Annotated in this window: 24 protein-coding genes and 1 tRNA gene; 17 read left to right on the top strand and 8 right to left on the bottom strand. The window is 68.7% G+C overall.

Annotation, left to right across the window (positions count from 1 at the left end):
* The first annotated feature begins 67 nt into the window (after window positions 1–67).
* The 8 genes from KV106_RS23685 to KV106_RS23650 all read left to right on the top strand — a co-directional run bounded on the left by KV106_RS23685 (window position 68) and on the right by KV106_RS23650 (window position 7,467).
* Window positions 68–1,525, top strand: a complete 1,458-nt coding sequence (locus KV106_RS23685) for an extracellular catalytic domain type 2 short-chain-length polyhydroxyalkanoate depolymerase (RefSeq protein WP_261212740.1) — start codon at window positions 68–70, stop codon at window positions 1,523–1,525.
* Window positions 1,526–1,570: 45 nt separating this feature from the next.
* Window positions 1,571–2,338 carry an ABC transporter ATP-binding protein gene (locus tag KV106_RS23680; RefSeq protein WP_208508136.1) on the top strand — a complete coding sequence of 256 codons (768 nt, stop codon included), beginning with the start codon at window positions 1,571–1,573 and terminating at the stop codon, window positions 2,336–2,338.
* Window positions 2,335–3,060 (top strand): ABC transporter ATP-binding protein, encoded by a 726-nt coding sequence (locus KV106_RS23675; RefSeq protein WP_209545139.1) that lies wholly within the window; start codon window positions 2,335–2,337, stop codon window positions 3,058–3,060. The genes KV106_RS23680 and KV106_RS23675 overlap by 4 nt, the downstream gene beginning before the upstream one ends.
* Entirely contained in the window at window positions 3,057–4,037 is a 981-nt protein-coding gene (locus tag KV106_RS23670) for a branched-chain amino acid ABC transporter permease (RefSeq protein WP_057594303.1), read from the top strand. The genes KV106_RS23675 and KV106_RS23670 overlap by 4 nt, the downstream gene beginning before the upstream one ends.
* Window positions 4,038–4,203: 166 nt before the next feature.
* Window positions 4,204–5,277: a branched-chain amino acid ABC transporter permease gene (locus KV106_RS23665; protein ID WP_261212736.1), complete on the top strand. Its 1,074-nt coding sequence runs from the start codon at window positions 4,204–4,206 to the stop codon at window positions 5,275–5,277.
* An 8-nt stretch (window positions 5,278–5,285) separates the two neighbouring features.
* Window positions 5,286–6,176 (top strand): alpha/beta fold hydrolase, encoded by an 891-nt coding sequence (locus KV106_RS23660; RefSeq protein ID WP_261212735.1) that lies wholly within the window; start codon window positions 5,286–5,288, stop codon window positions 6,174–6,176.
* A gap of 67 nt (window positions 6,177–6,243) precedes the next feature.
* Window positions 6,244–6,750, top strand: coding sequence for a DUF1993 domain-containing protein (locus tag KV106_RS23655; protein ID WP_261212734.1), 507 nt, complete (start codon window positions 6,244–6,246; stop codon window positions 6,748–6,750).
* A gap of 153 nt (window positions 6,751–6,903) precedes the next feature.
* Window positions 6,904–7,467, top strand: a complete 564-nt coding sequence (locus KV106_RS23650) for a thioredoxin family protein (protein WP_261212835.1) — start codon at window positions 6,904–6,906, stop codon at window positions 7,465–7,467.
* A 10-nt stretch (window positions 7,468–7,477) separates the two neighbouring features.
* On the opposite strand, the gene KV106_RS23645 is transcribed toward KV106_RS23650, so the two are convergent.
* From KV106_RS23645 to hemH, 3 genes are read right to left on the bottom strand one after another with little or no spacing between them, the layout of a single operon-like run.
* The gene (locus KV106_RS23645; protein WP_261212733.1) at window positions 7,478–8,590 is read right to left on the bottom strand and encodes a hypothetical protein; all 1,113 of its coding nucleotides are present in this window, start codon (window positions 8,588–8,590) and stop codon (window positions 7,478–7,480) included.
* Window positions 8,587–9,435, bottom strand: coding sequence for a class I SAM-dependent methyltransferase (locus KV106_RS23640; RefSeq protein ID WP_261212731.1), 849 nt, complete (start codon window positions 9,433–9,435; stop codon window positions 8,587–8,589). The genes KV106_RS23645 and KV106_RS23640 overlap by 4 nt, the downstream gene beginning before the upstream one ends.
* Window positions 9,432–10,454, bottom strand: a complete 1,023-nt coding sequence (hemH, locus tag KV106_RS23635; RefSeq protein ID WP_261212729.1) for a ferrochelatase — start codon at window positions 10,452–10,454, stop codon at window positions 9,432–9,434. Before hemH ends, KV106_RS23640 begins: the two co-directional genes overlap by 4 nt.
* A gap of 15 nt (window positions 10,455–10,469) precedes the next feature.
* Here hemH and KV106_RS23630 point away from each other — a divergent pair, with 15 nt between their 5' ends.
* Entirely contained in the window at window positions 10,470–11,201 is a 732-nt protein-coding gene (locus KV106_RS23630; RefSeq protein WP_261212728.1) for an HAD family hydrolase, read from the top strand.
* 3 nt (window positions 11,202–11,204) lie between these two features.
* Here the strand turns inward: KV106_RS23630 and KV106_RS23625 are convergent, their stop codons facing one another.
* Window positions 11,205–11,510, bottom strand: coding sequence for an NIPSNAP family protein (locus tag KV106_RS23625; RefSeq protein ID WP_261212727.1), 306 nt, complete (start codon window positions 11,508–11,510; stop codon window positions 11,205–11,207).
* A 123-nt stretch (window positions 11,511–11,633) separates the two neighbouring features.
* Between KV106_RS23625 and KV106_RS23620 the strand changes: the two genes are divergently transcribed.
* Entirely contained in the window at window positions 11,634–12,278 is a 645-nt protein-coding gene (locus KV106_RS23620) for a LysE family translocator (protein WP_093344238.1), read from the top strand.
* Here the strand turns inward: KV106_RS23620 and KV106_RS23615 are convergent.
* From KV106_RS23615 to hpnC, 4 genes are read right to left on the bottom strand one after another with little or no spacing between them, the layout of a single operon-like run.
* A complete protein-coding gene (locus tag KV106_RS23615) occupies window positions 12,275–12,580 on the bottom strand; it encodes a hypothetical protein (protein ID WP_261212726.1) in 306 nt (101 codons plus the stop codon). The genes KV106_RS23620 and KV106_RS23615 overlap by 4 nt on opposite strands.
* On the bottom strand, window positions 12,577–13,842 hold the full coding sequence (gene hpnE, locus KV106_RS23610; RefSeq protein ID WP_261212725.1) for a hydroxysqualene dehydroxylase HpnE: 1,266 nt from the start codon (window positions 13,840–13,842) through the stop codon (window positions 12,577–12,579). The genes KV106_RS23615 and hpnE overlap by 4 nt, the downstream gene beginning before the upstream one ends.
* Window positions 13,839–14,678, bottom strand: coding sequence for a presqualene diphosphate synthase HpnD (gene hpnD / locus KV106_RS23605; RefSeq protein ID WP_261212724.1), 840 nt, complete (start codon window positions 14,676–14,678; stop codon window positions 13,839–13,841). The genes hpnE and hpnD overlap by 4 nt, the downstream gene beginning before the upstream one ends.
* Window positions 14,675–15,601 carry a squalene synthase HpnC gene (hpnC, locus tag KV106_RS23600; RefSeq protein WP_057594291.1) on the bottom strand — a complete coding sequence of 309 codons (927 nt, stop codon included), beginning with the start codon at window positions 15,599–15,601 and terminating at the stop codon, window positions 14,675–14,677. Before hpnC ends, hpnD begins: the two co-directional genes overlap by 4 nt.
* A 60-nt stretch (window positions 15,602–15,661) precedes the next feature.
* Between hpnC and KV106_RS23595 the strand changes: the two genes are divergently transcribed.
* The 7 genes from KV106_RS23595 to clpX all read left to right on the top strand — a co-directional run bounded on the left by KV106_RS23595 (window position 15,662) and on the right by clpX (window position 25,828).
* The gene (locus tag KV106_RS23595) at window positions 15,662–17,575 is read left to right on the top strand and encodes a potassium transporter Kup (protein WP_409976554.1); all 1,914 of its coding nucleotides are present in this window, start codon (window positions 15,662–15,664) and stop codon (window positions 17,573–17,575) included.
* A gap of 117 nt (window positions 17,576–17,692) precedes the next feature.
* Window positions 17,693–18,889: an efflux RND transporter periplasmic adaptor subunit gene (locus tag KV106_RS23590; RefSeq protein WP_057594290.1), complete on the top strand. Its 1,197-nt coding sequence runs from the start codon at window positions 17,693–17,695 to the stop codon at window positions 18,887–18,889.
* Entirely contained in the window at window positions 18,886–22,092 is a 3,207-nt protein-coding gene (locus KV106_RS23585; RefSeq protein WP_261212722.1) for an efflux RND transporter permease subunit, read from the top strand. Before KV106_RS23590 ends, KV106_RS23585 begins: the two co-directional genes overlap by 4 nt.
* 185 nt (window positions 22,093–22,277) lie before the next feature.
* Window positions 22,278–22,364, top strand: a tRNA-Leu gene (locus KV106_RS23580).
* Between the two features lie 26 nt (window positions 22,365–22,390).
* Complete coding sequence (gene tig, locus KV106_RS23575; protein ID WP_057594288.1) at window positions 22,391–23,710, top strand: trigger factor; 1,320 nt, start codon at window positions 22,391–22,393, stop codon at window positions 23,708–23,710.
* A gap of 116 nt (window positions 23,711–23,826) precedes the next feature.
* Window positions 23,827–24,435: an ATP-dependent Clp endopeptidase proteolytic subunit ClpP gene (gene clpP, locus KV106_RS23570; protein ID WP_057594287.1), complete on the top strand. Its 609-nt coding sequence runs from the start codon at window positions 23,827–23,829 to the stop codon at window positions 24,433–24,435.
* Between the two features lie 127 nt (window positions 24,436–24,562).
* Entirely contained in the window at window positions 24,563–25,828 is a 1,266-nt protein-coding gene (clpX, locus tag KV106_RS23565; RefSeq protein WP_057594286.1) for an ATP-dependent Clp protease ATP-binding subunit ClpX, read from the top strand.
* Window positions 25,829–25,832: the final 4 nt, after the last annotated feature.

The following is a 25,832-nucleotide window of genomic DNA, read 5'->3' as shown; positions in this document are numbered from 1 at the left end:
GCGCTCCACGGCCGAGTCCTCGATCAGCCAAGCAGCGTTCTTACACCCATAACGGAAGGAGACAGCGATGCCAGCGGTGAATTGGAACTGGAAGAGATCGGTCATGGCCGCGGCCATGGCGGTGGCCGCGCAGGGCGCGGCGGCGGCGGTGCCGCTGCCGGCGCTCGGCGCGAACCCGGCGGAGGTCAGCGTGTCCGGCCTGTCGGCCGGCGGCTTCATGGCGGTGCAACTGCACGTGGCCTATTCGGCCACCTTCAAGCGCGGCGCCGGCGTGGTGGCCGGCGGCCCGTACTACTGCGCCGAAGGCTCGGTGCTCAACGCCACCGGCCGCTGCATGACGCATGCGAGCAGCATCCCGGTGTCCACGCTCGTGAGCACCACCAACAGCTGGGCCGCCAGCGGCGCGATCGACCCGGTGTCGAACCTCACGGGATCGAAGGTCTACCTGTTCTCGGGCACCTCCGACAACACGGTCAAGCAGCCGGTGATGGACGACCTCAAGACCTATTACCAGAGCTTCGTGCCGGCGGCCAACACGGTCTACAAGAACAACCTCGGCGCGGGCCATGCGATGGTCACCGACGATTTCGGCGGCGCCTGCGCCACCACGGCCTCGCCCTACATCAACAACTGCGGCTTCGATCTCGCGGGCGAGATCCTCCAGCACCTCTACGGCCCGCTCAACGCGCGCAACAACGGCACGCTGGGCGGCAGCTTCACCGAGTTCAACCAGGGCGAGTTCTCGGGCGGCTCGGGCATGGCCGCCACCGGCTGGCTCTACACGCCCGCGGCCTGCGCGGCCGGCAGCGGCAACAGCTGCCGCGTGCACGTGGTGCTGCACGGCTGCAAGCAGAACTACACGGACGTGGGCGACCAGTACGTGAAGAAGACCGGCTACAACCGCTGGGCCGACACCAACAACATCGTGCTGGTCTATCCGCAGACCAGCACAGCGGCCACCAACAGCTGCTGGGACTGGTGGGGCTACGGCAGCGTCAACTACGCCAAGAAGTCCGGCCCGCAGATGGCGGCCGTCAAGGCCATGGTCGACCGCGTGACCGGCGGCGGGGGCGGCAGCGCGCTGCCCGCGCCCACCGGCGTGGGCACCTCGGGCGCGACCAGCAGCAGCATGGTCATCGGCTGGACCGCCGTGGCCGGCGCCAGCGGCTACAACGTCTACCGCGGCGGCAGCAAGGTCAACGCCTCGCCGGTGGCCGGCACCAGCTACACCGACACCGGCCTGGCACCCTCGACCAGCTACAGCTGGACCGTGACCGGCCTCACCGCGGCCAATGCCGAGGGCGCGATGTCGGCCGCGGCCACCGGCACCACCACGGGCGGCAGCGGCGGCGGCACCTGCTTCACCGCGAGCAACTACGCCCACACCGTGGCCGGCCGCGCCTATGCGCTGTGGGGCCTGACCTATGCCTACGGCTCGGGGCAATCGATGGGCCTGTGGAACATCTACGTGACCACCACGCTGAAGCAGACCGGCCCCAACTACTACGTGATCGGCAGCTGTTGAGGCCGGTCGACTTTCCTGGATTCTTCGTTTTCGCAATGACCAACGATGCTTGAGACCCGAGATCTGACCATCCGCTTCGGCGGGCACGTGGCCGTCAACGGCGTGAGCTGCGCATTCGCGCCGGGCACGCTGACGGCCATCGTCGGCCCGAACGGCGCGGGCAAGACCACCTACTTCAACCTGATCTCGGGCCAGCTCAAGGCGAGCGCGGGCACGGTGTCGCTCGACGGCCAGCCGCTGTCGGGGCTGTCGCCGTCGGCCCGCACCCGCGCCGGGCTGGGGCGGGCCTTCCAGCTCACCAACCTGTTCCCCAACCTCACGGTGCTGGAGAACGTGCGCCTCGCGGTGCAGGCCACGCGCGAGGGCGCGCACCGCCGCGGGCTCAACCTCTGGAGCATCTGGAGCGACCATGCGGCACTGACCGCGCGCGCCGACGAGCTGCTGGCGCAGACCAACCTCAAGTCGCGCGAGCACGCCACCGTGGCCAGCCTGCCGCACGGCGACCAGCGCAAGCTCGAGGTGGCGCTCTTGATGGCGCTCGAGCCCAAGGTCTTCATGTTCGACGAGCCCACGGCCGGCATGAACGCGGCCGAGGCGCCCGTGATCCTCGACCTGATCCGCCAGCTCAAGCAGGACCGCAGCAAGACCATCCTGCTGGTCGAGCACAAGATGGACGTGGTGCGCGAGCTCGCGGACCGCATCATCGTGCTGCACAACGGCACGCTGGTGGCCGACGGCGATCCGGCCACCGTGATCGCCTCGCCGGTGGTGCAGGAAGCCTACCTGGGCATCGCGAAGGAGGCCGCGGCATGAGCACCAACCTGTTGACTCTCGAGGGCGTGCACACGCACATCGGGGCCTATCACATCCTGCACGGCGTCGACCTCGCCGTGCCCAAGGGCCAGCTCACGATGCTGCTGGGCCGCAACGGCGCGGGCAAGACCACCACCCTGCGCACCGTCATGGGCCTGTGGCATGCGTCGCAGGGCAGGGTGCGCTTCGGCGAGCGCGACATCACGGCCCTGCGCACGCCGCAGATCGCCGAGCTGGGCATCGCCTACGTGCCCGAGAACATGGGCATCTTCTCCGACCTCACGGTGAAGGAGAACATGCTGCTGGCCGCGCGCGGCGCGAAGAACGCGCAGCAGATGGACGACACGCGTTTGCAGTGGATCTTCAAGCTATTCCCCGCGGTCGAGAAGTTCTGGAACCACCCCGCGGGCAAGCTCTCGGGCGGCCAGAAGCAGATGCTGGCCGTGTCGCGCGCCATCGTCGAGCCGCGCGAGCTGCTGATCGTCGACGAGCCCAGCAAGGGCCTCGCGCCGGCCATCATCAACAACATGATCGACGCCTTCGACGAGCTCAAGCGCAGCGGCGTCACGATCCTGCTGGTGGAACAGAACATCAACTTCGCGCTGCGCCTCGGCGATGCGGTCGCGGTGATGGACAACGGCCGCGTGGTGCACAGCGGCTCGATGGCGGCCTTCGCGGCCGATGCGCAACTGCAGCAGTCGCTGTTGGGATTGGCTCTATGAAACTCGAATTCGACTGGAAGCCGCTGCTGCTGGTGCCCGTCCTCGCGCTGGTCGCGCTGCCGCTCACGGGCTCGTTCTCGACCTGGCTCACGCTCACGGTCGCGGGCCTCGCGATGGGCATGATCATCTTCATCATCGCCTCGGGCCTCACCCTGGTGTTCGGCCTGATGGACGTGCTGAACTTCGGCCACGGCGTGTTCATCGCGCTCGGCGCCTTCGTGGCCAGCAGCGTGCTCGGCCTGATGGGCGACTGGACCGGCTCGCAGGAGCTGTGGCGCAACCTGGTGGCGGTCTTCCCGGCCATGCTGGTCGCGATGGCGGTGGCCGGCGCGGTCGGCCTGGCCTTCGAGCGCTTCATCGTGCGGCCGGTCTATGGCCAGCACCTGAAGCAGATCCTCATCACGATGGGCGGCATGATCATCGGCGAGGAACTGATCAAGGTGATCTGGGGCCCGGCGCAGGTGCCGCTGCCGCTGCCCGAGGCGTTGCGCGGCTCGCTGCTGGTGGGCGACGCGGCGATCAGCAAGTACCGGCTGCTCGCGGTGGCGGTGGGCGTGGTGGTGTTCGGCCTGCTGGCCTGGACCCTGAGCCGCACCAAGATCGGCCTGCTGATCCGCGCCGGCGTGCAGGACCGCGAGATGGTCGAGTCGCTCGGCTACCGCATCGGCCGCCTGTTCGTCGGCGTGTTCGTGGTCGGCAGCGCGCTGGCCGGGCTGGGCGGCGTGATGTGGGGCCTGTTCCAGCAGAACCTGGTGCCGCAGATGGGCGCGCAGGTCAACGTGCTGATCTTCATCGTCATCATCATCGGCGGCCTCGGCTCCACCGGCGGCGCGCTGCTCGGTGCGCTGCTCGTCGGGCTGATGACCAACTACATCGGCTTCCTGCTGCCCACGCTCACGCAGTTCGCGAGCATCTTCCTGATGGTGGCTGTGCTGCTGTGGCGCCCGCAGGGCGTGTACCCGGTGGCGAACCGATGAACAGCCAATACGGACATCCGGACGCAGAGGGCGCGAAGGTTTCGCGAAGGACGCAAGAGGAAATTCAAATCATTTTTCTGGCTGTTCTTTCGCGACCTTCGCGGAACCTTCGCGTCCTTCGCGTCCTTCGCGTACGGACCCCGTTCCCGCTTTCAGGTGCCTTTCCATGCTGAGACGACTTCTTTCCAACGACATGCCCCGAAGCCGCCTGCTGGCCGTGCTGCTGGTGGCGCTGTTCCTCGCGCTGGCCTTCGCGCCCTTCCTGTTCCCGGGCGTGAAGGCGCTCAGCGTCGCGGCCAAGATCCTGGTGTTCGTGGTGCTGGTCGCGAGCTTCGACCTGCTCTTGGGCTACACGGGCATCGTGAGCTTCGCCCACACCATGTTCTTCGGCATCGGCGCCTACGGCATCGCGATCTCGGCCTCGCGGCTCGGGCCCGACTGGGGCGCGGTGCTGGTGGGGCTGGGCGCCTCGCTCGCGGTCTCGCTGGTGCTCTCGTTCGCCATCGGCCTGTTCTCGCTGCGGGTGCGCGCGATCTTCTTCGCGATGATCACGCTGGCCGTGGCCTCGGCCTTCCAGACCCTGGCTTCGCAGCTGTCGGACTTCACGGGCGGCGAGGACGGCCTGACCTTCAAGCTGCCCGAGCTGATCTCGCCGAGCTTCGAGTTCGCGGAGGAACCCTTCCTCGGCGTCTCGCTCGACGGGCGCCTGCTGTGCTACTACCTGCTGTTCGTGGCCGCCGTGGTGCTGGTGCTGGCGATGCTGCGCATCGTCAACTCGCCCTTCGGCCGCGTGCTGCAGGCGATCCGCGAGAACGAGTTCCGTGCCGAGGCGATCGGCTACCGCGTGGTGGTCTACCGCACCACGGCCGCGGTGCTGTCGGCGCTGTTCGCCACGCTGGCCGGCGCCATGCTCGCGATCTGGCTGCGCTACAACGGCCCCGACACCTCGCTGAGCTTCGAGATCATGGTCGACGTGCTGCTGATCGTGGTGATCGGCGGCATGGGCACGATCTACGGCGCGGCCATCGGCGCCGTGCTGTTCGTGGTCGCGCAGAGCTACCTGCAGGACCTGCTGCGCATGGGCAGCGAGGCCGCGAGCGGCCTGCCGTGGCTGGCGGCGCTGCTGTCGCCCGACCGCTGGCTGCTGTGGCTCGGCGTGCTGTTCGTGCTGTCCGTCTATTACTTCCCCACCGGCATCGTCGGCAAGCTGCGGGCCCGCCGCGCCAGCGCCGCGCGATGAGCGACCTCATGACTTCCCGCATCGTTCCTTCCTCCCACTACGCACGGCTCGCGGGCCGCGAGATCCACTGGCTCGACTGGCCCGCGGCCGGGCCCGATCCGCAGGTGCTGATCGCCTGGCACGGCCTGGCGCGCACCGGCCGCGACATGGACGAACTGGCCGAGCACTTCGCCGCGCGCGGCTTCCGCGTGATCTGCCCCGACACCATCGGCCGCGGCCTGAGCGAATGGAGCCCGCTGCCCGACGAGGAGTACCGGCTCGCCTTCTATGCGCAACTGGCCGAGGCGCTGTGCGACGAACTGCAGCTCGAGCGCGTGCACTGGGTCGGCACCTCGATGGGCGGCGCGATCGGCACCGTCTGCGCGGGCGGCCTGGTCGTGCCGCGCATGAAGGCGCGCATCGCGAGCCTGGTGCTCAACGACAACGCGCCCGAACTCGCGCAGGCCGCGATCGAGCGCATCCGCGCCTATGCCGGCAACCCGCCGGCCTTCGACACGGTGAGCGAGCTCGAGACCTTCTTCCGCGGCGTCTACAAGCCCTATGGCTGGCTCAGCGACGCGCAGTGGCGCCGGCTCGCCGAGACCTCGACGCGCCGGCTGCCCGACGGCCGCGTCACGCCGCACTACGACCCGGCCATGGTGCGCCAGTTCAGCACGCGCGAGGACGACTACCTGATCTGGCCGCACTACGACGCCATCGAGGCGCCGGTGCTGTGCCTGCGCGGCGTCGAGTCCGACCTGGTGCTGCCCGAGGTGGTCGAGGCCATGCGGCAGCGCGGCCCGGGTGCGGCGGGGCGGCTCGAGGTGGTCGAGATCCAGGGCTGCGGTCACGCGCCCGCGCTCAACGTGCCCGAACAACTGGAGTGCATCGAAGGGTTTATTCGCGCCGCCGGCCGCTGAGGGAACGGCGGCCTCCACAATCGCCGCCGGTCATCACCCCACAGCAACACACAGAGGCATTCGCACCATGGCGCTTTCGATGTACGACATTTCCGTGCCGGTCTTCACCCGCGGGCTGGCCCAGCTGCGCCACGTGCTCGGCAAGGGCCTGGCCCATGCGCAGGCCAACGGCATCGATCCCTCGACCCTGGTCGATGCGCGCCTCGCGCCCGACATGCTCACGCTGGCCGGCCAGGTGCAGCGCGCGAGCGATGCCTCCAAGCTCGGCACCGCGCGCATCGCGGGCGTGACCGCGCCCAGCTTCCCCGACGAGGAGAAGAGCTACGACGAACTGCTGGTGCGCATCGCGAAGACCGAGGAGTTCCTCCTGAGCGTGGACCGCGCGCAGATCGAGGGCCACGAGGACCGCCCGGTGGTCGTCACCGCGCGCGGCACCGAGGTGCATTTCACCGCGCAGCGCTACCTGCTGCAGTTCGCGCTGCCCAACTTCTTCTTCCACGCCACCACCGCCTACGACGTGCTGCGCAATGCCGGCGTGCCCGTGGGCAAGATGGACTATCTCGGCAAGTTCTGAGGCCGCGATGGCCGGCGGCCCTGACCCTGGTCTTCACGCCGCCGGGACAAACTTCAAATTGCCGTGACACCTGCGCACGCACGGCGCGTGCCGCGAACAATCGCGCCTGACCGCTGTCGGTCTGACATTCGAGCGAGGTTCGCGATCATGAACATGGTGTCCAGAAGGGCGTTCTCGGGGCTGGCCGCCGGCGCTTCCGCGTTCGTGGCGGCCGTGGGCGGCGGATGGCCGGTGCGCAGCGCGCTGGCCGTGTCGCCGGGCCTGCGCGACTACGGCAAGGCCCCCGAGTTCGCGGGCATCGACCGGTGGCTCAATTCGGAGCCGCTCACCCTGCGGAGGCTGGCAGGCAAGGTGGTGCTGGTCGATTTCTGGACCTACTCCTGCATCAACTGCATCCGCACCTTGCCGCACGTGGTGCGCTGGTACGAGAAGTACAAGGACCAGGGCTTCGTGGTGGTGGGCGTGCATTCGCCCGAGTTCGCCTACGAGAAGTCGACGCGCAACGTGCAGGACGCGATCGAGCGCTTCGGCATCCGCTACCCGGTGGCGCAGGACAACGGCTTCGCCACCTGGAAGGCCTACGACAACCAGTACTGGCCCGCGTTCTATCTGGTCGACGCCAAGGGGCAGGTGATGCGGCGGCAATTCGGCGAGGGCGAATACGCCGAGATGGAAGCCGCGATCGAGGCGCTGCTGGCGCGCAGGCACCCGGCCTGAATCGACAGCGCTACTTCGCCGATTCGAGGATGCGTCGCACCGCCGCCTTTCCCGCCGGCGTGAGCACCGGGCCGAGTTCGGCGTAGGGCACTTCGATCTCGATCGCGCAGCCGTCGCCGAAGTCGGGCTGCGCGAAGCGCATGCCCTTGGCTTCCAGCGTGAGGTCGTAGTAGGCGTCTTCCTTGTAGTTGGACTCGCAGTTCTCCTCCACCTTCCCGGGATCGATGCCCTCGTGGCGGAACACGAAGCGGCGCAGCTTCGGCGTCATCGAGCCGCCGCTGGTGGCGACGACGGGGCCAGCTCCGGGGACGTGCAACGACTCCTTGCGGGAGCCGAACCATGTCCACAGGTCGACCTGCTTGCCGGTCTGAACGTCCCAGGTGCGATAGAACCAGGAGATGCCTGAGCGGCCCGTGCCCGCGGCCCAGGTGTAGTTGCGGATGCTGAGCCACTGCGAGGTCCAGTATTCGGGCTCGGTGGTGTTCTCGTCCTCTGCGGGCACGCCGACCCGGCCCAGAAACTCGCGGCGCTTGTCGAAATACTCCTGGATCGCGTCCTTGCCAGTGTCGAAGTCGCGGCGAAGCTCCCGGTTGATGGCCGCGAGCGTGGGTTCGGGGCCGAAGAGTTCGACGGTTGCCTGTCCCGCGAAGCGCAGCGGGCGGAAGCTGCGGCCGGGGGCGAATTCCTTCTTCTTGCCGATCTCGATCTTCGGTGGGGCTTCGATCTGGCTTGTGTAACTCTCGCTGCCGCAAGCTCTTTTACTTTTGGAGGAGTCGACAAGGCTGAGGCTGATCGGCAATTTGACAAGGGCATCCTTCACGCTGCTCCAAGTGCCGGAAAGCGTGGTGCCTTGGCCTGGATCGAGTAACCACAGCCCTGTTTCGTTTGCCTCGTGCCACAGACCATCTTGCTCTTTGCGCGTCAGCTGAATTGGCTTCTTGTACTGCTTGCAGAAATAGCTCCCGCTCGGGTAGTCGAAGTTGAAGCAGGCCACGATAGCCTTGGTGCCGAGTGTGCCTTCCCATACACCTGGGGAAATAAAGACGAGCTCGGCGAAGGCGGGGGGAGTCATGAAGGGCAGCAGCAGCAGGCCCCAGAAGAAACGGGCGCGAAGATTTTTCATGGCTTGCGTGCGCGGATCGAATACATCAGCGGAATGCGCGGCATGCCTTCGGGCGGCGCCATGCGGCGGCCGCCGATGTCGCGCATGCCCTCGAAGGGCTTCCAGCCATTGGCGTACGGGTACTCGTCGAGCCGCTCGATGACCAGCCCGGCCTGCGACAGCGCGGTCGTCACCTGGCCCAGGCCCCAGGTGAATTCGAAACTCGGGTGCGGGTTGCTGAAGTTCTCCACGCCGTGCTCGTAGCCTTCGCGCACGAGGCCGTCGCCCGACGCGGCCACGTAGTCGCCCACGCCTTCCTCGGGCACGGGGGCGTCGTTGAAGTAGTCGTAGTGGAACTTCCAGGCCGGGTCGAACACCAGCGCGAACGGATGGAACTCGACGAAGACGAAGCGACCGCCGGGCGCGAGCAGCTGCGCCACGCCGCGTGCCCAGGCCGCGATGTCGGAGAGCCAGCACAGCGTGCCGTAGGAGCAGAACACGATGTCGTGGCGCTCGCCACGTGCCTGCGCGTCGCGGAAGTAGTCATAGACGTCCGAGCGGACGAAGCGCGCCGCGATGCCCGACTGCTGCGAGAGCCGGGTGGCGAAGTCGATGGCCTCGTCGGAGATGTCGACGCCCGTCACCTCGGCGCCGAGGCGCGCGATGCTCAGGCTGTCCTGCCCGGCATTGCATTGCAGGTGCAGCACCGACAGGCCCTTCACCTCGCCGAGCAGGCCGGCTTCCTCGGGGAACAGGGTGGAGCCGCCGTCGCGGAAGAAGGCCGCCTGGTCGCCCTTGTGGCTGTTGTGCGCGAGCGTGGCCGCGTTCCATGAGAGGCGGTTGGCCTCGTGCAGCTCGGGCTTCATCGCGTGTTCCAGCCCGCGAGATGGCGCTCGGCGATGTCGGCGAGCGCGTCGATCCAGGCCGGGTCGTCGTTGAGGCAGGGGATGTAGCTGAACTGCTGGCCGCCCGCATGCAGGAAGGCCTCGCGGCCTTCCATCGCGATCTCCTCGAGCGTTTCGAGGCAGTCGGCCGGAAAACCGGGGCAGGCCACGTCGACGCGCTTCACGCCCGCCGCGCCGAGTTCGCGCAGCGTGGGTTCGGTATAGGGCTCGAGCCATTTGGCCTTGCCGAAGCGCGACTGGAAGGTCACGCGGTAGTGCGCGGGTGCGAGGCCCAGGCGCGCGGTGAGCAGGCGCGCGGTCTCGAGGCACTGCGACTGGTAGGGATCGCCGAGCTCGATGTTGCGCGCGGGAATGCCGTGGAAGCTCAGCAGCAGCACCTCGCCGCGGCCCTGGTCCTGCCAGTGCGCCTCGATGCGCCGCGCGAGCGCCTCGATGTAGCCGGCGTCGTCGTGGAACTGGTTGACGAAGCGGAACTCGGGCACGCTGCGCTGCGCGCGGCTCCAGTCGTTGACGGCATCGATCACGCTCGCGGTGGTGGTGGCCGAGTACTGCGGGTAGCCCTGCAGCACGAGCACGCGCTCGACGCCTTCGGCCTGCAGCGCATCGAGCCGCGCGCCGATCGATGGATTGGCATAGCGCATCGCATCGCGCACCGCCACGCGGTGGCCGCGCCGGCCCAGCGTGTCGCCCAGGCGCTGTGCCTGCCGTTCGCTCCAGACCTTGAGCGGCGAGCCCTCGGGCAGCCAGATGCTCGCGTACTTGGCGGCCGACTTCGCGGGCCGCACGCGCAGGATGATGCCGTGCAGGATCGGCAGCCAGAGCAGGCGCGGGATCTCGACCACGCGCGGATCGCCGAGGAAGTCCGCGAGATAGCTGCGCACGGCGCTGGCGGTGGGGGCATCGGGCGAACCCAGGTTGCACCAGAGGACGGCGGTGCTGCGATGGTCGTTGCCGGGGGCGAGCGAAGGACTTGGAGGCATGCGATATTCTCGGGCATGACTTCCGACCCCACGGTCCCCGCGAGCAGCGCGCCGCTCGATCTCAAGCGCATCAGCGCCATCACCCTCGACCTCGACGACACCCTCTGGCCGATCTGGCCGACCATCGAACGCGCGGAGGCCGTGCTGCATGCCTGGCTGCTGCGCGAGGCGCCGAAGACGGCGGCCCTGCTGGTCACGCCGGGCGTGCTGCGCGAGCTGCGCGAAGCCACGGCCAAGGAGCGTTCCGATCTCGCGCACGACCTCAGCGCGCTGCGCCGTGAATCGATACGCACCGCGCTGCGCCGCGCGGGCGAGGACCCGGCGCTGGCCGATCCGGCTTTCGATGCCTTCTTCGCCGAACGCCAGCGCGTGACGCTCTACGACGACGCGCTGCCCGCGCTCAAGTGGCTCAGCGAACGCTATCCGCTGGTGGCGGTGTCGAACGGCAATGCCGACATCCACAAGACCGGGGTGGGGCGCTGGTTCCGCACCGCCTTCAATGCGCGCGCCTTCGGCAGCGGCAAGCCGCATGCACCGATCTTCCGCGCCGCCGCGGCCTCGGTCGGCCTGCTGCCCAAGGACGTGCTGCACGTGGGCGACGATGCCGAGCTCGACGTGGTGGGCGCGCTCGACGCCGGCATGCAGGCCGCCTGGCTGGTGCGCGACGAGCGCCCCTGGGTGCATGGCGCGCGGCCGCAGCTGATCGTGCCGAACCTGCACGCACTGTGCGTGGCGCTCGGCGCCTGAGCCTTACCCGAAGACCGGACGGAAGAAGCTGCGCTCGTAGCTGAGGATGCAGCGCGTTTCCTCGGCATAGCGGAAGGCCGCCTGGCAGTCGGCATCCTGCATCGAGTCGGCGCGGTACTGCTCGTAGGCCGCGAGGCTGGGAAAGCTGAACATCGCGAGTGCCACGTTGTTCGCGCCTTCCGAGGGCAGGAAGTAGCCGTGGTGCTTGCCGCCGAACTTCTCGACCAGCGGGATCCAGAGCTTGCCGTAGTGCTCGAACTCCCCGAGCTTGTAGGGGTCGACGATGTAGCGCAGGTAGCAGGTGACCATGGTGGGTGAAGGGAGAGGGTGGGCCGTGAGGGCAATTTCCGCCGCGGCTGCGGCGAACGGGTGGCCCGACTATAGTTTTGCTTCCCCGGCCTGCGGCGCGAGCGCGCCGCGCGAAAGCTCCCCATGCATCTGTCCAACTGGCTCCTCTTCTGCGGCGTGACCCTGCTCGTCGCCTTCACGCCCGGCCCCGCGGTGCTGCTGGCGGTGTCGAACTCGATGTCCGTGGGGCCGCGCCGCGCGATGATCAGCTCGCTGGGCAATGCGACCGGGCTCTTCATGGTGTCGGCCGCCGCGATGGCCGGGCTGGGCGTGGTGCTCTCGACCTCGGCCCATGCCTTCATGGTGCTGAAGCTGGCGGGCGCGGCGTACCTGATCTACCTCGGCATCAAGCAGTGGCGCAGCCAGGGCAGCGTGTTCGCCGACCTCCAGGGTGCCTCGGCGGCGGGCTCGCCGCGTTCGAGCTGGCGCCTGTTCGGCCATGGCCTGACGGTGGCGCTGACCAACCCGAAGAGCATCCTGTTCTTTTCGGCGCTGTTCCCGCAGTTCCTCACGCAGGACGCGCCGATCGCCACCCAGTTCGCGGTGCTGACCACCACCTTCGCGGCGGCCTCGGTGCTGTCGCACGCCTTCTACGTGCTGCTCGCTCGCCTGCTGCGCAAGCAGCTGTCGGACCCGCGCCGCACGCGGCTGTTCAACAAGGTCTCGGGTGGCGCCTTCGTGCTGCTGGGGCTGAGCTTGCTGCGGTTGCGCAACAAGACCGCCGCTTAATCGAGGCCGAAGCGCTCGCGCAGCGCGGCGCAGAAATCGGCCGTGCCGCTCAGCGAGAGGGCCAGGGTCTCGAAGCGCGCATCGTCGCGCGTGTGCTGCAGGTCATAGTCCCACACCGCTCCCTCGTCGAGCGCGCCGCGCGCATCGGGAAAGGCGGCCTCGGCCCAGGCCAGCACCCGGTCGATCTCGGCTTGCACCTCGCCCAGGCGCTCGGGCGCGACCGAGGCCATCGCATCGAAGCTGCCATGGCCGTCGGCGTCCTCGCTGTGGTCGAAGTCGAGGTAGCGCAACTCGCTGCTCATGCGGTCGCCCCTGCGGTCGTCCTTGCGGCGGCCAGGCCGCTGAGCACCGCGCCCTCGAGCGTGGCGGGGTAGGGGCCTTCGACGTAGTCGCCGCAGGCCAGCAGGCCGGGCGCAATGGTCGCGGGCGGACGGGCCAGCCCGGGCGTGCAGGCGAAGGTCGCACGCTTCTCGACCACGGTCTGCACCACCCGCAGGCCGGCCTGGCCCAGTTGCGCGGCGGCCTGCGCCAGCGCCTGCGTCTCGAGCAGCTCGCGCGGCGTCTCGTTGGCGCTCACGACCATCGCGAGCACGCCCGGCAGGCCGCAGAGCCGTTCCTTGTCGAACACGAACTGGGCCGGTGCCGTGGCCGGGTCGCTGCGCAGCGCGAGCATCGGTTCGGCCAGCGGCGTGGCGCCGCGCAGGTAGATCGTGGCGATGGCCTCGAAGCGCAGTGCCTCGGTGCTGGCGCACCAGGCCTCGGCCGGCAGGCCGCTGGCGCGAACCAGCCGGGCGGCATCCCAGGGCGCGCAGGCCAGCACCACGCGGTCGAAGGCTTCGCCGTCCACGCGCCAGGTCTTCGCCTCGGGCGCGATCGCGCGCACGCGCTGGCCGATGCGCAGGTTCGCGGCATGCGCGCGCAGCCAGGCGAGCGCCGCATCGGGCAGCAGCGCGCCGAGGTCGGCGCGCGGCAGCAGCAGGTCGGCGCCGCCGCTGCCGCTGAAGAGGGCATCGTGGAGCACGCGCAGGAAGACCTGGCCGCTCGATTGCGCAACGGGCGTGTTGAGCGCCGAGACGCACAGCGGCTCGATCAGCTCCTGCATCACGCGCGGCGTGAGGCCCGCGCAGAGCCCGGCGACGGTGGTGGAGGCGTCGCAGCGAAAGCCCTTCAAGCGCCAGCCGATCGCGGTGCGCAGCAGCGCGGACTTGTCGCGCCAGGTCCAGCCGCGCGCCTGGAAGATGCCCGCCAGCAGGTCGAGCGGCGCGGGCAGCCGCGGCAGCTGCAGGCCGCCGCCATCGGCGAAGCGCAGCGACAGCGGCAGGCGCAGCAGCACCCGCTCGGGATCGACGCCGACATCGCGCATCAGCTGCAGCGTGGCGCTGTAGGCGCCGATCAGGATGTGCTGGCCGTTGTCGAGCGCCATGCCGTGCATGTCGTCGACGCGGCGCGCGCGGCCGCCGGCATGGGGCGCGGCCTCGAACAGGGTGACCGCATGGCCCTGGCGCACGGCCTCGACCGCGCAGGCCAGGCCGGCCCAGCCCGCGCCGACGACCGCCAGCCTCACAGCCGGCCCAGCGCCTGCACCTTCCAGGCCAGCCACAGCTTGCGCACGGGCGTGAGGCTCACGCGCTGGTTCAGCACCTGGAAGTCGTCGCGCTCGATCTCGCGCAGCAGGGTGCGGTAGATGCTGGCCATCATCAGGCCAGGCTTCTGCGCGCGGCGGTCGGCTGCGGGCAGCAGCGCCAGCGCCTCGTCGTAGGCGGCATGGGCGCGCTGGGCCTGGAACTTCATCAGCGCGACGAAGCGCTCGGAATGCACGCGGTTGAGGATCTCGTGCGCCTTGACCTCGTGCTTCTGCAGGTCGTTGACCGGCAGGTAGATGCGGGCGCGCAGGGCGTCCTCGCCCACGTCGCGGATGATGTTGGTGAGCTGCAGCGCGAGCCCGAGCTTGTGCGCGTAGGCCGTGGTCTGCGCCTCGGTCTGGCCGAAGATGCGCGCCGCCACCTCGCCCACCACGCCCGCCACCAGGTGGCAGTAGCGCGCGAGGCCGGGGAAGTCGAGGTAGCGGGTCTGCTCGAGGTCCATCTGGCAGCCCTCGATGACCTGGTCGAGCTGGCGCGCCTCGATGCCGTAGGCCGCCACGTGCGGCATCAGCGCCTGCATCACCGGATGGTGTGGCGTGCCCGCGAAGGACTGGGCCACCTCGGTGCGCCACCAGGCCAGCTTGGTGGCGGCCACGCCGGGGTCGCTGACCTCGTCGACCACGTCGTCGACCTCGCGGCAGAAGGCGTAGAAGGCGGTGATGGCCGCGCGCCGCGGCTTGGGAAGGAACAGGAAGGCGTAATAGAAACTGCTGCCCGAGGCGGCGGCCTTGTCTTGCACGTATTGCTCGGGATTCATCGGGAGGGCGCTGCGTTCATGGGCCGTGATTGTCTCCGCATCCGCAGCGCCTTCCAGAGCAGGACCGGCGCATCGGCCTTGCCGATCGTGGGCCGCTGCGTGAAGCTGTCGAAGCCCAGGTCCTCGATCTTGTCGAGGATGCGCAGGCCGCCCTGCACGACCAGGCGCAGCTCCCAGCCGGCGCGCCCCGGCAGGCGGTGCACCAGCGGCGCGCCCTGCTGCATCAGCTCGCGGGCCCAGAACGACACCACCGAGATCAGGTTGATCGCCTCCTGCGGCGGCGGGTAGGCGGGCGAGAGCGGCGCGAACACCTTGAAGTGCTGGCGCGTGAAGCCGCGCCGGGCGCAGTCGGTCAGCGGGAAGTAGAAGCGCCCGCGCGGCAGGTCCACGCTCGGGTCCTGCCAGAAATTGATCAGCTGCAGCGCGCTGCAGATGGCGTCGCTCTGCGCGAGCGAGGGCGCGTCGTGCACGCCGTACAGGTGCAGCAGCAGCCGGCCCACGGGGTTGGCCGAGCGGCGGCAGTAGTCGAGCAGTTCCTCGCGGTCGGCGTAGTCGCTGCCGTCGCGGGTCTTCACGATGTCCTGCATGAAGGCGTCGAGCAGGTCGGCCAGCAGCGTCTCGGGCAGGCCGAAGGCTTCGATGCTGTGGGCCAGCGGGCCGAACACCCCGGCCCAGGGCCCGGCCGGATCGACCCGGCCCCGGGCCGCGTCGGCCAGCGCGGCGCGGTAGGCGTGCAGCTCGGCCAGGCGTTCCCCGGGCGTGGCCTGGCCCTCGTCGGCGATGTCGTCGGCGGTGCGCGCGAAGTGGTAGATGGCCGCGATCGGCGCGCGCAGCCGCGGCGGGCACAGCCACGAGGCCACGGGAAAATTCTCGTAGTGCGTCGGCGCGGCGGCGGCGTGGGGGGGAGGGGGCGTCTGGGACACGCTGCGATTGTCAACCAGCACGGCTATGCTCCCGGCGTTCCCACTCTCGATTCTTGTCCCATGAATGCACCGGCCAGGACCTCCACCGCGCAAGGCGACGCGGCGCACCCGGCCGGCAAGGGCCTGGTCGTGATCGCGGCGCTCGGCGTCGTGTTCGGCGACATCGGCACCTCGCCGCTGTACGCCTTCAAGGAAACCCTGAATCCCGAGCACGGCGTGCCGTTCTCGCCCGACGCGGTGCTCGGGCTGCTGTCGCTGATCTTCTGGGGCCTGCTGTTCGTGGTGACGCTCAAGTACGTGGTGTTCGTGCTGCGCGCCGACCACGACGGCGAGGGCGGCATCCTGGCGCTGCAGGCGCTGGCGCGCAATGCGGCCTCGCGCATCGGCGCGAAGCCCTGGCTCGGTCACGCGATCGGGCTGCTCGGCCTGGTGGGCGCGGCCATGTTCTACGGCGACAGCCTGATCACGCCCGCGATCTCGGTGCTGTCGGCGGTCGAGGGGCTGGAGGTGCGCGCGCCAGTGCTCGAGCGCGCGGTGCTGCCGATCACGGTGGCGATCCTGATCGCGCTGTTCGCGGTGCAGAAGAAGGGCACCGGTGCGGTCGGCAAGGTGTTCGGGCCGGTGATGCTGCTGTGGTTCATGGTGATCGGCGTGGCCGGATTGATGCAGGTGCTGGCCCAGCCGCAGGTGCTGGCGGCGCTCGATCCGCGGCGCGCCGTGCTGTTCCTGGTCGAGCACCGGCTGCAGTCGCTGGCGGTGCTGGGCGCGGTGTTCCTGGCCTTCACTGGCGGCGAGGCGCTCTATGCCGACATGGGCCATTTCGGCGCGCGGCCGATCCGGCTCGCCTGGCTCTTCATCGCGCTGCCGGGGCTGGTGCTCAACTACTTCGGCCAGGGCGCGCTGGTGCTGGCCAATCCGGCGGCGATCGACAACCCCTTCTTCCGGCTCTTTCCGGCCTGGGGCGTGCTGCCGATGGTGCTGCTGGCCGCGATGGCGACGGTGATCGCCTCGCAGGCCGTGATCTCGGGCGCCTTCTCGCTCACGGCGCACGCGATGCGCATGGGCTACCTGCCGCGCATGCGCGTGATCCAGACCTCGGGCACGGCCATCGGCCAGATCTACGTGCCGACCGTCAACTGGCTGCTGATGGTGGGCGTGCTGCTGCTGGTGCTGGGCTTCCGCAGCTCGAGCGCGCTGTCGGCGGCCTACGGCATCGCGGTGTCGATCACCATGGTCACGACCACCCTGCTGGCCGGCATCGTGGCCTGGGGGCTGTGGCGCTGGAACAAGCCGGCGGTGGCACTGGGCGTGGCGGCCTTCGCGGCGGTCGACCTGACCTTCGTGGTCGCCAACAGCCTCAAGGTGGCAGAGGGCGGCTGGCTCACGCTCGCGGTGGCCGCGGGCGTGATGCTGCTGTTCACCACCTGGGCCAAGGGGCGGCGCCTGGGGCTGGAGGCGGCCGCGGCCGAGAGCCTGCCGCTGCGGCCCTTCTTCGAGTCGCTGGCCCACCACATGCCGCACCGGGTGCAGGGCACGGCGGTGTTCCTCAACGTCAACGTGACCTCGGTGCCGCATGCGCTGCTGCACAACCTCAAGCACAACCAGGTGCTGCACGAGCAGGTGATCGTGCTGCGCGTGCTGCCCTGCGACACGCCGCGCGTCGACGCGCGCCTGCGCATCGAGGCCGAGTCGCTGATGACCGGCATCTGGATCGTGACCGCGCGCCACGGCTTCATGGAGCGGCCCGACGTGCCCGAGTTCATCCGCATCCTGGCCTACCAGAAGACGCTGGCCATCGACTCGATGAAGACCTCGTACTTCGTCTCGCGCGCCTCGGTGGGCGAGGAGCACCTGCCGGGTCTCAATCCGATCCGGCGCGCGCTGTTCGGCTGGCTGCAGCGCAACGCGGGGCGTGCCTCCGACTACTTCGAGCTGCCCGACAACCGGCTGGTGGAAATGGGCCAGAGGACCTGAGCACGAGGCGGCCGCCGGCGCTACTGACCGGCGGGTAATTGACAGCGGTTCACGTTTACCCTAGATTACTAACCGGTGGGTCATTAAAGGCCCGGTTCGTTCCTTCCAGGGTGTCTCATGACCGCCTCCCAATCCATCTTCTTGCTCGACCGCGCGGCCGCCTGGCTGCTGGTTCCCGCCCTCGTGGCCCTGGCCGGCTGCTCGCCGTCCAAACCCGCGGAGGAACCGGTCCGCGCGGTCAAGCTGGTGACCGTGGGCACCAGTGCCTACGATGCCCAGCCCGAGTTCTCGGCCGAGGTGCGGGCGCGCGTCGAGTCGCGCCTGGGCTTCCGCGTGGCGGGCAAGATCACGCGCCGCCAGGCCGAGCTCGGCCAGCGCGTGCAGGCCGGCCAAGTGTTGGCCCAGCTCGATCCGCAGGACTACCGGCTGGCCGCCGAAGCCGCGCGCGCCCAGCAGGCCGCGGCGCTGACCAACCGCGACCTGGCCGCGGCCGACCTCAAGCGCTACCGCGAGCTGCGCGAGCAGAACTTCATCAGCGGCGCCGAGCTCGAGCGCCGCGAATCGACCTGGAAGGCGGCGCAGGCGCAGCTCGAGCAGGCCCAGGCGCAGCTCTCGTCGCAGGGCAACCAGGCCGCCTACACGACGCTGGTGGCCGACGTGGCCGGCGTCATCACCGCCATCGAGGCCGAACCGGGCCAGGTGGTGCAGGCCGGCACGCCGGTGGTGCGGATCGCGCAGGACGGCGCGCGCGACGTGGTGTTCGCGGTGCCGGAAGACCGCGCGGGGCTGATCAAGCCCGGCTCGGCGGTCGCGGTGCGCGGCTGGTCGGGCGGCGAGGAGCTGCAGGGCCAGGTGCGCGAGGTGGCGGCCAGCGCCGATGCCGTGACGCGCACCTTCACCGTGAAGGTGGCGATCGATGCCGCGAGCGCGCCCGCGCTCGGTGCCACGGTCTATGCGCGGCCGCAGGCGCTCGCGCGCGGCGGCCCGGCCGTCGTCAAGCTGCCGACCAGCGCGCTGCGCCAGGAAGGCAAGGGCACGGCCGTGTGGGTGCTCGACAAGTCGACCATGACCGTGCGCTCGCAGCCGGTGCAGGTGGCGACCGCCGACGGCAACGAGGCCGTGATCGGCGCCGGCGTCACGCCCGGCATGCAGGTGGTGGTGGCGGGCGTGCACGTGCTGTCGCCGGGCCAGAAGGTCACGATCTACCAGCCGCGCGAAGTGGCGGCGGGCGGGGCGGACGCTGGCGGTGCCACGCAGGGCGTCGCGCCCGTGGCCGCCAACAAGAAGGAGATCGCAGCGGGTGCCGGCAAATGAGCGGCGCTGACAAGGCGACGCACGGCACCGAGCCGGCCGGCCGCGCGGGCGGCTTCAATCTCTCGAAATGGGCGCTCGACCACGCGCCGCTCACGCGCTACCTGATGCTGGTGCTGATGGTGCTGGGCGCCTTCGCCTACTTCCAGCTCGGGCAGGACGAGGATCCGCCCTTCACCTTCCGCGCGATGGTGGTGCGCACCTACTGGCCCGGCGCCACCGCGCAGCAGGTGGCCGAGCAGGTCACCGACAAGCTCGAGCGCACGCTGCAGGAGGCGCCGTACGCCGACAAGATCCGCAGCTACTCGAAGCCCGGCGAGTCGCAGATCATCTTCCAGATCAAGGACTCCTCGAAGGCGAGCGAGGTCGCCAACGTCTGGTACACGGTGCGCAAGAAGATCGGCGACATGCGCGGCACCCTGCCGGCGGGGGTGCAGGGGCCGTTCTTCAACGACGACTTCGGCGACGTCTACGGCGTGATCTACGCGCTCGAGAGCGAGGGCTTCAGCTATGCCGAGCTCAAGACCCTGGCCGACGACGTGCGCCAGCAGCTGCTGCGCGTGAAGGACGTGGCCAAGGTCGACCAGTTCGGCGTGCAGGACGAGAAGGTCTACATCGAGATCTCGCAGAAGCGCCTGGCGCAGCTGGGCCTCGACTTCAACGCCGTGCTGCAGCAGCTCGGCTCGCAGAACGCCATCGAGAGCGCCGGCACGATCCAGTCGCCGCTCGACGTGGTGCAGGTGCGCGTGGGCGGCCAGTTCACCAGCGTCGACCAGCTGCGCGAGATGCCGATCCGCGGCAGCTCGGGCAACCAGCTCAAGCTCGGCGACATCGCCGAGATCCGCCGCGGCTACATCGACCCGCCCTCGGTCAAGGTGCACCACCAGGGCAAGGAAGTGATCGCGCTGGGCGTGTCGATGACCAAGGGCGGCGACATCATCGCGCTGGGCAAGGCGCTGCGCGCGGCCACCGCTGGCATCGACAAGCAGCTGCCGCTGGGCGTGAAGCTCGCGCAGGTGCAGGACCAGCCGGTCGCCGTGGCGAGCTCGGTCAACGAGTTCGTGCGCGTGCTGATCGAGGCCGTGGCCATCGTGCTGGCGGTCAGCATCATCTCGCTGGGCCTGCACAAGGGCGGGCGCTTCGGCTGGTACATCGACATGCGTCCGGGCCTGGTGGTGGCGATCACCATCCCGCTGGTGCTGGCCGTGACCTTCCTCGCGATGAACTACTTCGGCATCGGGCTGCACAAGATATCGCTGGGCTCGCTGATCATCGCGCTGGGCCTGCTGGTGGACGACGCGATCATCGCGGTCGAGATGATGGTGCGGAAGATGGAGGAGGGCTACGACAAGGTCCGCGCCGCCACCTTCGCCTACGACGTGACGGCCAAGCCCATGCTCACCGGCACCCTGATCACCGCCGCGGGCTTCCTGCCGATCGGCATCGCCAAGTCGGTGACCGGCGAATACACCTTCGCGATCTTCGCCGTGACGGTGATCGCGCTGGTGCTGTCGTGGATCGTCTCGGTGTACTTCGTGCCTTACCTGGGCACGCTGTTGCTCAAGGTCAAGCCGCACGACCCCGATGCGCCGCCGCACGAGCTGTTCGACACGCCGTTTTACAACGCCTTCCGCCGCGCGGTGAACTGGTGCGTGCAGCACCGCTGGCTGACCATCGGCGCCACCGTGCTGATCTTCGCGCTCGGCATCGTCGGCATGGGCAAGGTGCAGCAGCAGTTCTTCCCCGACTCGAGCCGGCCCGAGATCCTGGTCGACATCTGGTTCCCCGAGGGCACCTCGTTCCAGGCCAACGAGGAGGTGGCGAAGCGGGTCGAGCAGCGCATCCTCAAGGAAGCCGGCGTGAAGACCGTCAGCACCTGGATCGGCTCGGGCGTGCCGCGCTTCTACCTGCCGCTGGATCAGGTGTTCCCGCAGTCCAATGTCTCGCAGCTGATCGTGCTGGCGAGCGACCTCAAGGTGCGCGAGACGCTGCGGCTGTCGCTGCCCGGCCTGCTGGCGCAGGAATTCCCCGAGGTGCGCGGCCGCGTGAAGCTGCTGCCCAACGGGCCGCCGGTGCCGTACCCGGTGCAGTTCCGCGTGATCGGCACCGACCCGACGCAGCTTCGCGCGCGCGCCGACGAGGTCAAGGCCGTGCTGCGCGAGAACGCCAACATGCGCGGCGTGAACGACAACTGGAACGAGTCGGTGAAGGTGATCCGCCTCGAGGTCGACCAGGCCAAGGCGCGCGCGCTCGGCGTGACCAGCCAGGCCATCGCGCAGGCCTCGCGCACCATGTTCAGCGGCACCACCGTGGGCCAGTACCGCGAGAACGACCTGCTGATCGACATCGTGCTGCGCCAGTCGGCCGACGAGCGCGAAGCGATCTCCGACATCGGCAACGCCTACCTGCCGACGGCCTCGGGCCGCTCGATCCCGCTGACGCAGATCGCCAAGCCGGTGTTCACCTGGGAGCCGGGCGTGATGTGGCGCGAAAACCGCGACTACGCGATCACCGTGCAGGGCGACGTGACCGAGGGCCTGCAGGGCGCGACCGTGACCGACCAGTTGCTGCCGAAGCTGCGCGAGCTCGAGGCCGGCTGGCATGCGGCCGGGCAGGGCGCCTATCGCATCGAGGTGGCGGGTGCGGTGGAGGAGAGCAGCAAGGGTTCGGCCTCCATCGTGGCCGGCGTGCCGATCATGCTGTTCCTGGTGTTCACGCTGCTGATGCTGCAGCTGCACAGCTTCAGCCGCTCGCTGCTGGTGTTCATCACCGGCCCGATGGGCATCGCCGGCGTGGCCGGTGCGCTGCTGGTGCTGAACCGGCCCTTCGGCTTCGTCGCGCTGCTCGGCGTGATCGCGCTGATGGGGATGATCCAGCGCAACGCCGTGATCCTGATCGACCAGATCGAGCACGACCGCGCGGCCGGCGTGCCGGCCTGGGACGCCATCGTCGAGTCGGCCGTGCGCCGCCTGCGCCCGATCGTGCTGACCGCCGCGGCCGCCGTGCTGGCGATGATCCCGCTCTCGCGCAGCGTGTTCTGGGGGCCGATGGCGGTCGCCATCATGGGCGGGCTGATCGTGGCGACGGTGCTGACCTTGCTGGCGCTGCCGGCGATGTACGCGGCGGCGTTCCGCGTGAAGCGCGACGAGGCGCCGCCACCGGCACCGCAGGGCAACGGCGCCTTGCCGGGCCCCCAGGCGGCCTGAGCGCGCGGAATGCAGGGTTTGTCCCGCCCCGCGAGGCCACGAACTCCGCATGCAGGTCGAGCCGGGAGCCTCCCGGTTTCGACTAAAATGCGCGGTTGACCGATTTCGAGCGGACGGTCTTGGACTGCCGGGTTCTCCCCGGCGCCCAGGCCGTCCGCTTTTGCATTCACCTGAAAAAGGCAAAAGCGCGGGTGGCGAAATTGGTAGACGCACCAGGTTTAGGTCCTGACGTTCGCAAGAACGTGCCGGTTCGAGTCCGGCCCCGCGCACCAGCCAATCCCTCACTAGGAAGAAGTTCATGACCGTGACCGTTGAAACCCTCGAGAAGCTCGAACGCAAGATCACGCTGACCCTGCCGGTCGGCATCATCCAGTCCGAAGTCGATTCGCGCCTCAAGAAGCTCGCGCGCACCGTCAAGATGGACGGCTTCCGTCCCGGCAAGGTGCCGATGAACGTCGTGGCCCAGCGCTATGGCTACTCGGTGCAGTACGAGGTCATGAACGACAAGGTCGGCGAGGCCTTCTCGCAGGCCGCCAACGAAGCCAAGCTGCGCGTCGCCGGCCAGCCCCGCATCACCGAGAAGGAAGGCGCGCCCGAGGGCGAGCTGTCCTTCGACGCCGTGTTCGAGGTGTTCCCCGAAGTCAAGATCAACGACCTGTCGGGCGCCGAAGTCGAGAAGCTGTCGGCCGAAGTGGGCGACGACGCGATCGACAAGACGCTGGACATCCTGCGCAAGCAGCGCCGCACCTTCGCGCAGCGCGCGCAGGATGCCGTGGCCCAGGACGACGACCGCGTGACCGTCGACTTCGAAGGCAAGATCGACGGCGAGCCCTTCCAGGGCGGCAAGGCCGAGGACTTCCAGTTCGTGGTCGGCGAAGGCCAGATGCTCAAGGAATTCGAAGACGCCGTGCGCGGCATGAAGGCCGGCGACAGCCGCACCTTCCCGCTGTCGTTCCCGGCCGACTACCACGGCCAGGACGTGGCCGGCAAGCAGGCCGACTTCCTCGTCACGCTGAAGAAGATCGAGGCCTCGCACCTGCCCGAAGTCAACGAGCAGCTCGCCAAGTCGCTCGGCATCGCCGACGCCACGGTCGACGGCCTGCGCGCCGACATCAAGAAGAACCTCGAGCGCGAGGTCAAGTTCCGCCTGCTGGCGCGCAACAAGAACGCCGTGATGGATGCGCTGGTGGCCAACGCCGAGCTCGACCTGCCCAACGCCAGCGTGCAGTCCGAAGTCAACCGCATGATCGAAGGCGCGCGCGCCGAGCTCAAGCAGCGCGGCATCAAGGACGCCGACAAGGCACCGATCCCCGAGGAAGTGTTCCGTCCCCAGGCCGAGCGCCGCGTGCGCCTGGGCCTGGTGGTCGCCGAGCTGGTGCGCGCCAACAACCTGCAGGCCAAGCCCGAGCAGATCAAGGCCCACATCGACGAGCTCGCCTCGAGCTACGAGAAGCCGGCCGACGTGGTGCGCTGGTACTTCAGCGACAACAACCGCCTGGCCGAAGTCGAGGCCGTGGTGATCGAGAACAACGTGACCGATTTCGTGCTCGGCAAGGCCAAGGTCGCCGAGAAGTCGGTGTCGTTCGACGAACTGATGGCGCAGCAGCAACAGGCCTGATCGCCGCCTCGGCCCGGGACGCCATGGGGCTTGTGCTTTGCGGCACGAGCCCCATTTCACTCAGGCGTACAGTTCAGATTGACGACAGCGAACGAACCCTTCTCCGGAGCAAATTCATGAGCGCACAGGAAATCCAAGGCCTCGGCATGGTCCCGATGGTCATCGAGCAATCGGGCCGTGGCGAACGGTCCTACGACATCTACTCGCGGCTCCTCAAGGAGCGCATCATCTTCCTGGTGGGCGAGGTCAACGACCAGACCGCCAACCTCGTGGTGGCCCAGCTGCTGTTCCTGGAGAGCGAGAACCCCGACAAGGACATCTCGTTCTACATCAACTCCCCGGGCGGCAGCGTCACGGCCGGCATGGCGATCTACGACACCATGCAGTTCATCAAGCCCGAGGTCTCGACCCTGTGCGTGGGCTTCGCGGCCAGCATGGGCGCGTTCCTGCTCGCGGCCGGTGCCAAGGGCAAGCGCTTCTCGCTGCCCAACTCCAAGATCATGATCCACCAGGTGCTCGGCGGCGCCCGCGGCCAGGCCACCGACATCGAGATCCATGCGCGCGACATCCTGCGCACCAAGGACCAGATGAACCGCATCCTGGCCGAGCGCACCGGCCAGCCGCTGGACAAGGTCAAGGCCGATACCGAGCGCGACTACTTCCTGACGGCCGACGAGGCCAAGGATTACGGCCTGGTCGACCAGGTGATCGCAAAGCGCCCCTGAGCAGGGGCCCGGCGCCCTGGCGTCACGACGCCGGCGGCGCCAAAAAGGCAACAACGGCGTTTTCCACACGGGAAACGCCGTTTTTGTTTCGTTATCATTGTCCAAACCCGTTACGAGGCACCTGTCCATGGCCGAGAAAAAAGGCACTTCCAGCGAAAAAACGCTCTACTGCTCGTTCTGCGGCAAAAGCCAGCACGAGGTGAAGAAGCTGATCGCGGGTCCTTCGGTCTTCATCTGCGACGAGTGCATCGATCTCTGCAACGAGATCATCCGCGACGAACTGCCCGCCGGAGAAGAAGCGCGCGATGCGCGCAACGACCTGCCGACGCCGCTCGAGATCAAGACCAACCTCGACAACTACGTGATTGGCCAGGAGCCGGCCAAGCGCATGCTGTCGGTGGCCGTCTACAACCACTACAAGCGCCTGCGCCACAAGGAAAAGGCCAAGGGCGAGGACGTGGAGCTCAGCAAGAGCAACATCCTGCTGATCGGCCCCACGGGCTCGGGCAAGACGCTGCTCGCGCAGACGCTGGCGCGCCAGCTCGACGTGCCCTTCGTGATGGCCGACGCCACCACGCTGACCGAGGCCGGCTATGTCGGCGAGGACGTCGAGAACATCATCCAGAAGCTGCTGCAGAGTTGCAACTACGAAGTCGAGCGCGCGCAGCGCGGCATCGTCTACATCGACGAGATCGACAAGATCTCGCGCAAGTCCGACAACCCCTCGATCACGCGCGACGTGTCGGGCGAGGGCGTGCAGCAGGCGCTGCTGAAGCTCATCGAAGGCACCATGGCCAGCGTGCCGCCCCAGGGCGGGCGCAAGCACCCGAACCAGGACTTCCTGCAGATCGACACGACCAACATCCTGTTCATCTGCGGCGGTGCCTTCGCGGGCCTCGAGAAGGTGATCGAGAACCGCACCGAGGCCTCGGGCATCGGTTTCGGCGCCAGCGTCAAGAGCAAGGCCCAGCGCAGCCTCACCGAGGTGTTCCGCGACGTCGAGCCCGAGGACCTGATCAAGTTCGGCCTGATCCCCGAGCTCGTGGGCCGCATGCCCGTGGTGGCCTCGCTGGCCGAGCTCAGCGAGGACGCGCTGGTGCAGATCCTCACCGAGCCCAAGAACGCCGTGGTCAAGCAGTTCACCAAGCTGCTGCAGATGGAGGGCGTGGACCTCGAGATCCGTCCCGCCGCCCTCAAGGCGATCGCGCGCAAGGCGCTGGCCCGCAAGACCGGCGCGCGCGGCCTGCGTTCGATCCTCGAACAGTCGCTGATCGACACGATGTTCGAGCTACCCAATGCCACCAATGTCGACAAGGTCGTGGTCGAGGAATCGACCATCGACGAGAACAAGCCCCCGCTGCTCGTGTACCGCGAGGCAGCCAAGAAGGCCTGAGTGA

The sequence above is a fragment of the Variovorax endophyticus genome, from assembly GCF_025376855.1.
In the GTDB taxonomy this organism is placed as follows: domain Bacteria; phylum Pseudomonadota; class Gammaproteobacteria; order Burkholderiales; family Burkholderiaceae_C; genus Variovorax.
Note: the sequence above shows the minus strand (reverse complement) of the source record. Positions and strands in the feature narration are given on the sequence as shown.

Excerpts from the sequence above, each read along its gene's own strand:
- KV106_RS23685 (WP_261212740.1), top strand. The coding sequence starts at position 68 with ATGCCAGCGGTGAATTGGAACTGGAAGAGATCGGTCATGGCCGCGGCC.
- KV106_RS23680 (WP_208508136.1), top strand. The coding sequence starts at position 1,571 with ATGCTTGAGACCCGAGATCTGACCATCCGCTTCGGCGGGCACGTGGCC.
- KV106_RS23675 (WP_209545139.1), top strand. The coding sequence starts at position 2,335 with ATGAGCACCAACCTGTTGACTCTCGAGGGCGTGCACACGCACATCGGG.
- KV106_RS23670 (WP_057594303.1), top strand. The coding sequence starts at position 3,057 with ATGAAACTCGAATTCGACTGGAAGCCGCTGCTGCTGGTGCCCGTCCTC.
- KV106_RS23665 (WP_261212736.1), top strand. The coding sequence starts at position 4,204 with ATGCTGAGACGACTTCTTTCCAACGACATGCCCCGAAGCCGCCTGCTG.
- KV106_RS23660 (WP_261212735.1), top strand. The coding sequence starts at position 5,286 with ATGACTTCCCGCATCGTTCCTTCCTCCCACTACGCACGGCTCGCGGGC.
- KV106_RS23655 (WP_261212734.1), top strand. The coding sequence starts at position 6,244 with ATGGCGCTTTCGATGTACGACATTTCCGTGCCGGTCTTCACCCGCGGG.
- KV106_RS23650 (WP_261212835.1), top strand. The coding sequence starts at position 6,904 with ATGGTGTCCAGAAGGGCGTTCTCGGGGCTGGCCGCCGGCGCTTCCGCG.
- KV106_RS23645 (WP_261212733.1), bottom strand. The coding sequence starts at position 8,590 with ATGAAAAATCTTCGCGCCCGTTTCTTCTGGGGCCTGCTGCTGCTGCCC.
- KV106_RS23640 (WP_261212731.1), bottom strand. The coding sequence starts at position 9,435 with ATGAAGCCCGAGCTGCACGAGGCCAACCGCCTCTCATGGAACGCGGCC.
- hemH (WP_261212729.1), bottom strand. The coding sequence starts at position 10,454 with ATGCCTCCAAGTCCTTCGCTCGCCCCCGGCAACGACCATCGCAGCACC.
- KV106_RS23630 (WP_261212728.1), top strand. The coding sequence starts at position 10,470 with ATGACTTCCGACCCCACGGTCCCCGCGAGCAGCGCGCCGCTCGATCTC.
- KV106_RS23625 (WP_261212727.1), bottom strand. The coding sequence starts at position 11,510 with ATGGTCACCTGCTACCTGCGCTACATCGTCGACCCCTACAAGCTCGGG.
- KV106_RS23620 (WP_093344238.1), top strand. The coding sequence starts at position 11,634 with ATGCATCTGTCCAACTGGCTCCTCTTCTGCGGCGTGACCCTGCTCGTC.
- KV106_RS23615 (WP_261212726.1), bottom strand. The coding sequence starts at position 12,580 with ATGAGCAGCGAGTTGCGCTACCTCGACTTCGACCACAGCGAGGACGCC.
- hpnD (WP_261212724.1), bottom strand. The coding sequence starts at position 14,678 with ATGAATCCCGAGCAATACGTGCAAGACAAGGCCGCCGCCTCGGGCAGC.
- KV106_RS23595 (WP_409976554.1), top strand. The coding sequence starts at position 15,662 with ATGAATGCACCGGCCAGGACCTCCACCGCGCAAGGCGACGCGGCGCAC.
- KV106_RS23590 (WP_057594290.1), top strand. The coding sequence starts at position 17,693 with ATGACCGCCTCCCAATCCATCTTCTTGCTCGACCGCGCGGCCGCCTGG.
- KV106_RS23585 (WP_261212722.1), top strand. The coding sequence starts at position 18,886 with ATGAGCGGCGCTGACAAGGCGACGCACGGCACCGAGCCGGCCGGCCGC.
- tig (WP_057594288.1), top strand. The coding sequence starts at position 22,391 with ATGACCGTGACCGTTGAAACCCTCGAGAAGCTCGAACGCAAGATCACG.
- clpP (WP_057594287.1), top strand. The coding sequence starts at position 23,827 with ATGAGCGCACAGGAAATCCAAGGCCTCGGCATGGTCCCGATGGTCATC.
- clpX (WP_057594286.1), top strand. The coding sequence starts at position 24,563 with ATGGCCGAGAAAAAAGGCACTTCCAGCGAAAAAACGCTCTACTGCTCG.